Genomic DNA, 7867 nt, shown 5'->3' with positions numbered 1-7867 from the left:
AAACAATCCAAGCCAGAGCAGCCCGGCGACGCACACGATCAACAGACACCGCATCACGGGCGAAACGTCCATCGCCGAAACATCCGCATCCGGCTTCGACCACCAGATCGCGCGCACCACGCCGAAGTAGTAGTAGAGCGAGATCACCACTCCCACCACGGCCACACCGAGCAACGGATAGTAGAGCGGATACTTGATCCCCTCCTCGACCACCGCTTTGAAGAGTAGAAACTTGCCGAGAAAGCCTGCCAGCGGCGGCACCCCTGCGAGCGAAACGATCGCAAGCGTCATCGTCACGGCGAGCAGTGGCGAGCGGGTGTGCAATCCCGCAAGCGACGCGATGTCGTCACTGCCCGTCACCCGGCTCACCGCGCAAAGGACCGCAAAGGCGGCCGCCACGCCGAACAGCCAGCCCATGAGATAATAGAGAATGCCGTTGAATCCCGCCGTCGTCATCGCGGTGAAACCGAGCATCAAATAGCCCGCGCTCGCGATGCTCGAGTAGCCGAGCAGGCGCTTCAAGTTTCGCTGCGGGATCGCGCACAGACTCCCGTAGACAATGGTCAGTGCAGCAATGGCCATGAAGAGTTTCTCAAGCAACTCGCCCGCCTCCTCCGCGAGGGCGTAGCGCAGCAGCCGGATCAACAACACCACGCCCGCCGCCTTCGAGCCCGCGGCGAGGAAGGCCGACGTCGGCGTCGGCGCCCCCTGATACACATCCGGCGCCCAGAATTGGAACGGCACCGTCGCCAGCTTGAACGCGAGCCCCGCGACCACCAGCAGCACGCCGACACGGAACAACCCGCCGTGCCCGAGCGCGTGCGACGCCTCGAGCTTCCGGCTGATTTCCCCGAAGGACATCGAGCCCGTCGCCCCGTAGATGAGCGCGATGCCATACACGAGGAAGCCCGACGACAGCGCGCCGAGGATGAGATACTTCATGCCCGCCTCGAGCGACTGGGTGCGCTCACGCTGGAAACTCACGAGCACATAAAACGTCACCGTGATCAACTCGACCGACACGAACAACATCATCAAATCGTTCGCCGATGCTGCGAAGAGCATCCCCGTGAGTGCGAAGAGCACGAGCGCGCAGTATTCGGACCCGCCGGTCTTGAACCGGTCCGAAAACTCCGCGGCCATGACGAGCACCAGCGCTGCGGCCAGCAGGAAGAACCGCTTGAAGAAAAGCGCCAGCTCGTCGAACACATACGCGCCGCCAAACGCCGTCTCCGCCGCTGGCTTCACCGTGAACTGGTCGGTAAACGTGAGAGCGAACAGCAGCGCGACCACGCCCGCGGCGCCGTGACGGAGCCAGCGCTGGTCCTCCGGATCCGTCCACAGATCCAGCAGAAGCACCATCACGCCGAGCACGGCCACGGCGATCTCAAGGCTGATCAAAGGCGTGTTCATCCTCGTGTTGGGGCAAAGGCCCGAAGGCGCAAAGGCTGGACCCGTTCAGACCCGGTTGCCCGCCGACGCCGGCGCTTCGCGTCATGAAAGTGTGTGGAGGTGTTCACTCGTGGCAAGCGGCGGTTCATTGGGAACGTGGGGCTTCCCGCAATTCAGCCTGCTTGCCGGCCGCTTGCGCGGACCGTTTGAATTCCGGCCCGTTGGCCAGTTTCACGATGGGCTCGACCGCCGGCTGCACTTTGTCCACAAGCAACCGGGGCCAGATGCCGAGGGCGAGCAACACGGCCAGCAGGAGGACAAAGGGAACCTTGCGCCACGCCGACGCATCGGCCACCGCCGGCAGGTGGGATTCAAGCGGTCCGTGCAAGATGTTCCGCACCGCGCGAAGCATGTAGACCGCTCCGATCACGAGCGCGCCCCACGCAGCGAACACCGTCACGAGTCCGAACGGCCGCCACGCGCCGAACAGCACCATGATTTCGCCGGCGAAGTTGCCGAAACCGGGAAGCCCGCAGCCCGCAAGCGCCGCCATGACGAAGGCTGAGCCGATGAACGGCATCGGCCGCATCAGCCCGCCGAGCCTGTCCATGTCCACCGTGCCTGTCTGCTGGCGGAGGTAGCCCGCGAGTCCAAACGTCAACGCCGCGAGCAGTCCGTGCGCGACCATCACGACCACCGCGCCGGTGATGCCGATGAGGTTGAGGCTCGCGATGCCGAGGAACACAAAGCCCATGTGCGCCACGCTTGAGTTGCCGATGAGCAGGTTCAGGTCGCGTTGCCGGGCCGCCACGAGTCCGCAATACACGATGTTCCCGAGGCACAACCACGCAAGCAGGTGCAGCCACGCTTGCGAGCCCTCGGGCAGGAGCGGCAATGCCACGCGGATGAGCCCGTAGAGCCCGAATTTCTTCAGCACACCCGCGTGCAGCATCGCCGTCGCCGTCGGCGCCGCGCCGTAGCCGAGCGGCGCCCACGTGTGGAATGGCCAGAGCGACACGAGAATGCCGAAACCGAACAGCAGCAGCGGGAAGATGTAGCCCTGCGCGCCAGCCGGAAGCATGCGCGGATTGTCCTGCACATGACGGGTGAGCGCGACGATGTCGAACGTCTTCGCGCCCGATTCAAAATAAAGCGCGATGAGCCCGGCCAGCGCGATGAGCGCGCCGAGGCTCAGGTAAAGCGTCATCTTGAAGGTCGCGTAGTTGCGCTCCTCGCCGCGCCCCCACACGCCGATCATGATAAACGTCGGCACGAGCGCCAGTTCGTGGAAGAAGTAGAGGAAGAACAGGTCCAGCGAGGCGAACGCGCCGAGGATGCCGCCGCTCATCAGCAGCAACAGCACGTAGTAGTCCTTCTCGCGCGACTTGATCTCGTGCGATGCGCAGGCGGCCGCGAAGGCGACAATCGCTCCCATCACGATCAGCCCGAGGTTCAGACCGTCCACGCCCACGTGATAGCTGATGCCCAGCGAAGGTGCCCACGGATGCTGGACGTTGAACTTGAATCCATCCACGGCGGGGGCCGAGTCGAATTTCAGGAACAGCGCGAAGGCGAGCGCCATCGAGCCCAGTGTCGCCGCGAGCGCCACGAGCCGGATGAGAAACCGGTAGGGGCGCGGAATGAACAGCACCAGCGCCGCGGCCAGCAGCGGGACCAGGAAAATGGCGGAGAGCAGGTTCGTCATGGCTCAGTGGAGGACGCAGATCAACACGACAACAACTCCCGCCGCGAACAGGAACGCATACGTTTGCAGGCTGCCGGTCTGCACCAACCGAAGCGCCCGGCCGAGCAGTTCCGTCGTGCCGTGCGCGCCGCGGACCATCAGGCCGGCGACAATCCAGCGGTCGAACCAGTCCGCGAACGACGCCAGCGCGTCCTGCGTCTTGGCCACGATCTCCTCGTAAGCCTCGTCGAAGCCGAAACGATTCCGCATCGCCCGGGCGAGTGACCCAAGCTTCACGGGCAGCGGGTCGCGCTCGGCGCCGTGATAAAGCGACCACGCCACGGAGACGCCGATCATCACGGCAAACAGGCCAAACCATGCGGCGAGCGGCGAGTGATTGAACGGCGCAAACGGCGCCTCCCACCACGGCTCGATGTGCGCCGCGGCGTGGGCGTTGAAGTGATGCGCGAGGTAGCCTTCGAGCCCGAGGAAGCCCGCCACGACGCTGAGCGCGGCGAGGATTCGCAACGGCCACGTCATCACCCCGGGCGATTCATGCGCGTGGTCCGCCGCCCCGCCCTTCGCCCCGCCGAGGAACGCGACCACGAACAGCCGCGTCATGTAAAACGCCGTCAGCGCCGCGACGAACACTGCAACGGCGAAAAACCCCGGGTTCGTCGCCGCCGCAAGCGCAAGGATGGAGTCCTTGCTGTAGAAGCCCGAGAGCGGCGGAACTCCGCACAACGCGAGCGTGCCGAGCAGGAACGTGCCGAACGTCCACGGCATCCGCGGGCCGAGCCCGCCCATCTTCCAGATGTTCTGCTCGTGATGCAGCGCAACAATGACCGAGCCCGCGCCGAGAAAGAGCAGCGCCTTGAAAAACGCGTGCGTGACGAGGTGATACATCGCCGGCGCCGGGCCGGCCCACGCGGGGTCCACCTCGACGACTTGCAACGGTGTGAGCCCGACGGCCATGACCATGTAGCCGAGCTGCGACAGGGTGGAGTAGGCGAGGATGCGCTTGATGTCGTCCTGCTGCACCGCCATGAGCGCCGCGAGCAGCGCGGTGATGCCGCCAATCCACGCGATGACCGTGAGCGCGTCCGAGCCCGGCACGCTCAGCACGAAGATGACCCGGCAGAGCATGTAGATGCCCGCCGCGACCATCGTCGCCGCGTGGATGAGCGCGCTCACGGGCGTCGGGCCTTCCATCGCGTCGGGCAGCCACACGTGCAGCGGGAACTGCGCGGACTTGCCGATACAACCGCAGAAAATCAACACGCCCGCGAGCGTGGCCCATTCACCGAAGCCGTCCTTGGTTTCGATGAACTGCTGCAACGACTGGAACCGCAGCGCGTCGAAGTGGCCGCCCGCGCCCTTCACCGTGGCAAGCCCCCACAGAATAAGAATGCCGAGGATGAACCCGACGTCCCCGATGCGATTGCAGAGGAACGCCTTCTTCGCCGCGTCCGCAGCGGTGGGTTTCTCAAACCAAAACCCGATGAGCAGGTAGCTCGACACGCCCACGAGCTCCCAGAAGATAAAAAGCACCACGAAGTTGTTCGCGAGCACGATGCCGAGCATCGAAAACGTAAAGAGGCTGAGCGTGGCGAAGTATCGCGCGAACGAACGGTCGCCCGCCATGTAGCCGCGCGAGTAGATGTGGATGAGCATCGCCACGCCGGTGACCACGAGCGTCATGAGCGCGCTCAGCCGGTCCACGAGGAGTTGGACGCTGACCTTGAAGCCGCCGACATCGAGCCAATAAACCCTTCGCTCGGGCACATCGGTCGCGTGATCGCCGGTGAAGAAGAACAGGAAGACGCTGCCGGCAAAGCTCAACGTGACGGCGCCGGTCGAGAGCGTCACGCTCAGTTTGTCGCGCCGCAGTGTGAAGAGCGCGATCACCACCGCCGCCGCGAGCGGCAGCAGCAGGATGAGCCACGGCAGCGCGACGGGCATGCCGGAGGCGGTGGTGTCGGCGAGGAATGACATGCGTCAGAGTTTCAACGAGGCAAGGTCCTCGACGTGCGCCGATTGGCGCTTGCGGTAGAGCGCGACGATGAGCGCCAGGCCGACGGCGACCTCCGCCGCGGCGACGGTGATGACGAAAAACACCAGGAGCTGGCCATCGAGGTTGTTGTTGAACCGCGAGAACGCGACAAGCGCGAGGTTGGCGGCGTTGAGCATCAGCTCGAGCGACATGTAAATGACGAGCAGGTTGCGCCGCACGATGACGCCGAGCAGCCCGAGGCCAAACAGCGCCGCGCTCACGAAGAGATAATGTTCAAGCCCGACGTGGATCATTTCAGTTCCCTCTTGCTCAACAAAATCACGCCGACCATCGCGACAAGCAGCAGCAGCGACACGACCTCAAACGGCAGCAGGAACTGGCCCTTCGTGAACAGGTCGAGCCCGAGGTTGCGCGTCTCGCCCGAGAGCGCGGGCTGGAGTCCGGCTCCGGCGTCCGAGTCGTGGATGGTCTTGGCGAGAATCGCCAGCAGCCCGGCGACCGAGGCACAGCCGAGCACGAGCGCGAACACGTTGAAGCGCCGCCGCTCCTCCGCCTTGAGATCCAGGAGCATGATGACAAACAGGAACAGCACCATCACCGCGCCGGCATAGACGAGGATTTGCACCGCCGCGAGGAAGTAGGCGTGCAGCAGCACGAACAGCCCCGCGAGTGATACGATGGTGAGCACGAGGAACATCGCGCTCGTGACCGGGTTGCGGCTGAACGGATTGGCCACGACCAGGAAGGCGCACCCGAGCGTGAGCGCGGCGAACAGGTAGAAAAGTGTGTCCGGAAGCGTCATGTGGTGTTGCGATTCGTCAGGCCTTCACTGGAAAAGTCTCCTGCTCCTTCGCCTCGTCAGCTTTGTGCTTCCACTTCTGCACGCCGGCGTGCGTGCCGCCGAGGGCGAGGAGCTTTTCCTTGTTGTAAATCATCTCGCCGCGCGCGAGGCCGGTGAGCGAGTAATCCTGCTGCAGGAAGATGGCTTCCTCCGGGCAGACTTCCTGGCACAGGCCGCAGAAGATGCAGCGGAGCATGTTGATCTCGAACTCGCGCGGCATCTTCTCGGCGTTCGGCCGGTCGGCGGCCTGCCCCGCCGGTCCGGGCGGGACGATCTTGATGGCCTTGGGCGGGCAGATGAATTCGCAGAGCTGGCACGAGACGCATTTGGTCGCGCCGTCCTGGTCGCGCACGAGATACGGCGCGCCGCGGTAGCCTTCGGGCACGACCCACTTCTGCTCGGGATACTGCATCGTGACGGCCTTGCCCCGGAACAGCGTGTTCTTGAAGTGCCGCCACGTGACCTTGAACCCGCCGACGACGGCCGGCAGGTAAAACCGCTCCCACAAGGACAGGGTTGGGCGTTTGACGATCATGTCATGACTTCATCCACAGCCACACGGCCGTCGCGAGGATGTTCGCGAGCGCGAGCGGGATGAACTTGCGCCAGCCGAGGTCCATCAACTGGTCGTAACGGAACCGCGGCAGCATCCACCGCACCCAGATGAACACGAGCATCAGCGCAAGCATCTTCGCGAGGAAGATGCCGATGTGCGCGAGGCCCATGCCGAGTGACTCCGCCGGTTTGTCGAGGCCCCACCACGGCAGCGTCCAGCCGCCGAAGAACAGCGTCACCATCATCGCGGTGCCCGCGAACATCGCGGCGTATTCGCCCATGAAGAACATGCCGAAGCGCATCGAGCTGTATTCGGTGTGGTAGCCGCCGACGAGCTCGGTTTCCGCCTCCGGCAAATCGAACGGCAGGCGGTTCGTCTCCGCGAACGCGGCAACGAGGAAGATGAGGAACGACACCGGCGCGTAAAGGATGAGCCAGCCGTGCGCCGCCTGATACGCAATGATCTGGCCGAGGTTCAAATCGCCCGCGATGAGGCACACGGGGATGACGCTCATGCCCATGCTGATTTCATACGAGATCATCTGCGCGCTCGAACGGATGCCGCCGAGGAAAGGAAACTTGGAGTTGCTCGCGTAGCCCGCAAGCACGATGCCATACACGCCGAGCGACACGATGCCGAACGTGTAGAGGATGCCGACATTGAGGTCCGCGATGACCATCTTTTGATCGCCAAGAGTGGAGCCGAACGGGATGACCGCGATGACGAGCAGCGCGGGCACCATCGCCACGGCGGGCGCGAGCGAAAACCAGCCCTTGCGCACGTGCGCGGGCGTGAAGTCCTCCTTGATGAACGCCTTCACGCCGTCCACCAGCGGCTGCCAGAAGCCGAGGCGCGTGAGCGCCGGGCCAATGACGGGCAGCGCGCCCACGAGCGGCAGCGCGACGCGGTTCGGCCCCACGCGGTCCTGAATCCATGCCGAGACCTTGCGCTCCACGAGCACCGCGTAGGCGACCATCGTGAGCAACACGCCCAGCACGCAGCCGATCTTGACGAGCGAGAAGATGAGGCAATTCCAGTCCATGCGTCAGACTTGCACCGATACTCCCGTGTCGCCAAGCGCGGCCCACGTGAGACCGTTGAACGCCGGCACTTCCTTCGCCATCCGGTCGAACAAGCCCTCGATCGTGGCGAAGCCGTCCTGGCCCGTGATGTTCAGCACGAGTTCGCGCAGGCACTCCCACTCGGGCCGCGCGTCGCCGGGTGGCTCGACGGCTTTCATGAACTTCTGCACGCGGCCCTTGGTGTTCGTGAACGTGCCGCGCTTCTCCGCGTGCGCGCAGCCGGGCAACAGGTAGTGCGCGAGCGCCGTGGTGCGATTCGGCAGGATGTCGCTGACGATGAGCGTGTCGAGGCGCGCGA

8 protein-coding genes are annotated in these 7867 nt (G+C 64.6%); all 8 read right to left on the bottom strand.

The genetic code is table 11. The annotated features are described in order from the left end of the window. A partial coding sequence (locus FJ386_14545) for an NADH-quinone oxidoreductase subunit N (protein MBM3877908.1) occupies window positions 1-1413 on the bottom strand: 1413 nt, incomplete at its 3' end. A 124-nt stretch (window positions 1414-1537) separates the two neighbouring features. After that, window positions 1538-3097, bottom strand: a complete 1560-nt coding sequence (locus FJ386_14540; GenBank protein ID MBM3877907.1) for an NADH-quinone oxidoreductase subunit M — start codon at window positions 3095-3097, stop codon at window positions 1538-1540. Window positions 3098-3100: 3 nt separating this feature from the next. Next, window positions 3101-5038, bottom strand: coding sequence for an NADH-quinone oxidoreductase subunit L (gene nuoL, locus FJ386_14535; protein MBM3877906.1), 1938 nt, complete (start codon window positions 5036-5038; stop codon window positions 3101-3103). 36 nt (window positions 5039-5074) lie between these two features. Next, window positions 5075-5383: an NADH-quinone oxidoreductase subunit NuoK gene (gene nuoK, locus FJ386_14530; protein ID MBM3877905.1), complete on the bottom strand. Its 309-nt coding sequence runs from the start codon at window positions 5381-5383 to the stop codon at window positions 5075-5077. Further along, complete coding sequence (locus FJ386_14525; protein ID MBM3877904.1) at window positions 5380-5892, bottom strand: NADH-quinone oxidoreductase subunit J; 513 nt, start codon at window positions 5890-5892, stop codon at window positions 5380-5382. The genes nuoK and FJ386_14525 overlap by 4 nt, the downstream gene beginning before the upstream one ends. A gap of 16 nt (window positions 5893-5908) precedes the next feature. Then, window positions 5909-6466 carry an NADH-quinone oxidoreductase subunit I gene (locus tag FJ386_14520; GenBank protein ID MBM3877903.1) on the bottom strand — a complete coding sequence of 186 codons (558 nt, stop codon included), beginning with the start codon at window positions 6464-6466 and terminating at the stop codon, window positions 5909-5911. 1 nt (window position 6467) lies between these two features. Further along, window positions 6468-7529 carry an NADH-quinone oxidoreductase subunit NuoH gene (gene nuoH / locus FJ386_14515; GenBank protein ID MBM3877902.1) on the bottom strand — a complete coding sequence of 354 codons (1062 nt, stop codon included), beginning with the start codon at window positions 7527-7529 and terminating at the stop codon, window positions 6468-6470. Window positions 7530-7532: 3 nt separating this feature from the next. Continuing rightward, window positions 7533-7867 (bottom strand): NADH-quinone oxidoreductase subunit L (locus tag FJ386_14510; protein MBM3877901.1); only part of this gene is annotated, 335 nt, incomplete at its 5' end.

This window comes from Verrucomicrobiota bacterium, from assembly GCA_016871675.1.
GTDB lineage: Bacteria > Verrucomicrobiota > Verrucomicrobiia > Limisphaerales > VHCN01 > VHCN01.
The sequence above is the reverse complement of the archived record's forward strand: the minus strand, read 5'-3'. Positions and strand labels throughout refer to the sequence as shown.